Here is a 2,243-nt window from a genome sequence, read left to right on the forward strand (position 1 = left end):
AGCATCGCGCGCGCGCTGATGAACGGTGGCCAGGTGATCCTGGCCGACGAACCCACGGGCGCGCTCGACAGCCGCAGCGGCCAGGAGGTGATCGCGATCCTGCGCGAGCTGCATGCGCAGGGCCACACCATCATCATCGTGACCCACGACATGCAGGTGGCGAGCTGCACCGAACGCATCATCGAGATCGCCGACGGCCGCATCGTCGGCGACCGGCCCAACGTGCCGACGGTGCCGGCGCCCGAAGCCGCCGGCGGTGGCGAGGCACCGCAGCCCGTGACCCGGCCCGCCACGGGCGGCCGGCTGAGCACCGGCTGGTCGCGCTTCGCCGAGGCCTTCCGCATGGCCTGGCGCTCGATGATGTCGCACCGCATGCGCACCGCGCTCACCATGCTGGGCATCGTGATCGGCATCACCTCGGTGGTCTCGATCGTGGCGATCGGGGAGGGCGCCAAGCGCTTCGTGCTGTCCGACATCCGCGCCATCGGCACCAACACGCTCGACATCTACCCGGGCCGCGACTTCGGCGACGACAAGGCGCAGAGCATCCGCACGCTGGTGCCGGCCGACCTGCAGGCGATCGCGGCGCAGCCCTTCGTGCACAGCGTGACGCCGGCCACCATGCGCAGCCTGCGGCTGCGCTACCGCAGCATCGACATCAACGGCAACGTCAACGGCGTCAGCGACAACTACTTCGCGGTGCGCGACGTGCAGATGGCCAGCGGCATCGCCTTCAATGCCAACGACGTGCGGCACCAGTCGCAGGTGGTGGTGATCGACCAGAACACGCGCCGCAAGCTGTTCCCCGAGGGCGTGGATCCGCTCGGCAAGATCATCCTGGTCGGCAGCCTGCCGTGCACCGTGATCGGCGTGGCGCAGGAGAAGAAGAGCATGTTCGGCGAGAACAAGCAGCTCAACATCTGGCTGCCCTACAGCACCGCGGCGAGCCGGCTGTTCGGCCAGCAGCACTTCGACGGCATCACGGTGCGCATCCGCGACGAGCAGCCGACCAAGGCGGCCGAGGACGGCATCGTGAAGCTGCTGACCCTGCGCCACGGCGGCAAGGACTTCTTCACCTTCAACATGGACAGCATCGTGAAGACGGCCGAGCGCACCAGTCAGTCGCTGACCCTGCTGCTGTCGCTGATCGCGGTGATCTCGCTGGTGGTGGGCGGCATCGGCGTGATGAACATCATGCTGGTGTCGGTGACCGAGCGCACGCGCGAGATCGGCATCCGCATGGCGGTGGGCGCGCGCCAGAGCGACGTGCTGCAGCAGTTCCTGACCGAGGCCGTGCTGGTGTGCCTGGTCGGCGGGCTGATCGGCGTGCTGCTGTCCTATGGCATCAGCTTCCTGTTCTCCCTGTTCGTGAAGCAATGGCAGATGATCTTCTCGCTCGGTGCCGTGCTGTCGGCCTTCTTCTGTGCCTCGCTGATCGGCGTGCTGTTCGGCTACCTGCCGGCGCGCAATGCGGCGCGGCTCGACCCCATCGAGGCACTGGCCCGTGAGTAAGGCGCGCCTGCTCCCCCTGGCCCTGGCGGCCGCGCTGCTCGCGGCCGGCTGCACCGCGTTCCAGCCCGAGCGCCGGCCCGAGAAGCCGCTCGAGCTGCCCTCGGCCTGGCAGCAGCCGCAGCCGGGCACGGCCAGCGCGGCGGCGGTGTTTCCGGCGAAGTGGTGGTCGGCCTTCGGCGATCCGCGGCTCGATGCGCTGGTCGACCAGGCGCTGGAGGTCAACAACGACCTCGCGGCCGCCGGCATCCGGGTGCAGCGCGCGCAGCTGCAGGCCGGCCTGGCCGACACCAACCTCACGCCCGGCGTGGTCGGCCAGGCCGCCACCAGCCGCGGCTACGACCTCAAGCGCGGCGGTGTCGCGGGCTCGAGCTCGAGTTCGCTGGTGACGCTGAGCTACGAGCTCGACCTCTGGGGCCGTCTCGCGGCGGTGCGCAGCGCGGCCGACTGGGAACTGAAGGCGACCCAGTCCGACCGGCAGGCCGCGGCGCTGGCGCTGGTCGCGACCACCGCCAATCTGTATTGGCAGACCGGCTACCTGAACCAGCGCATCGCACTGAGCGAGGCCGGCATGGAGGACGCGCGGCGCATCGTGGCGCTGGTGCGCGCGCGCTACGAGGCCGGCGCGGTCTCTGGCCTCGACGTGGCGCAGGCCGGCCAGAACCTCGCGAGCCAGGAGGCGGCGCACACGCAGCTGCTGCAGCAGCGCGTGGAAACGCGCAATGCGCTCGCGA

2 protein-coding genes are annotated in these 2,243 nt (G+C 70.0%); both read left to right on the top strand.

Translation table 11 applies throughout. The features are described from left to right. Window positions 1–1,512, top strand: a 1,512-nt coding sequence (locus tag AC27VN_RS39360; protein ID WP_490880199.1) for an ABC transporter permease, incomplete at its 5' end; no start/stop codon positions are given. Further along, window positions 1,505–2,243: TolC family protein (locus AC27VN_RS39365; RefSeq protein WP_490880200.1), on the top strand; the 739-nt coding region annotated here is incomplete at its 3' end. The genes AC27VN_RS39360 and AC27VN_RS39365, both read left to right, overlap by 8 nt.

The sequence above is a fragment of the Variovorax sp. 20P10.2.4 genome, from assembly GCF_058244205.1.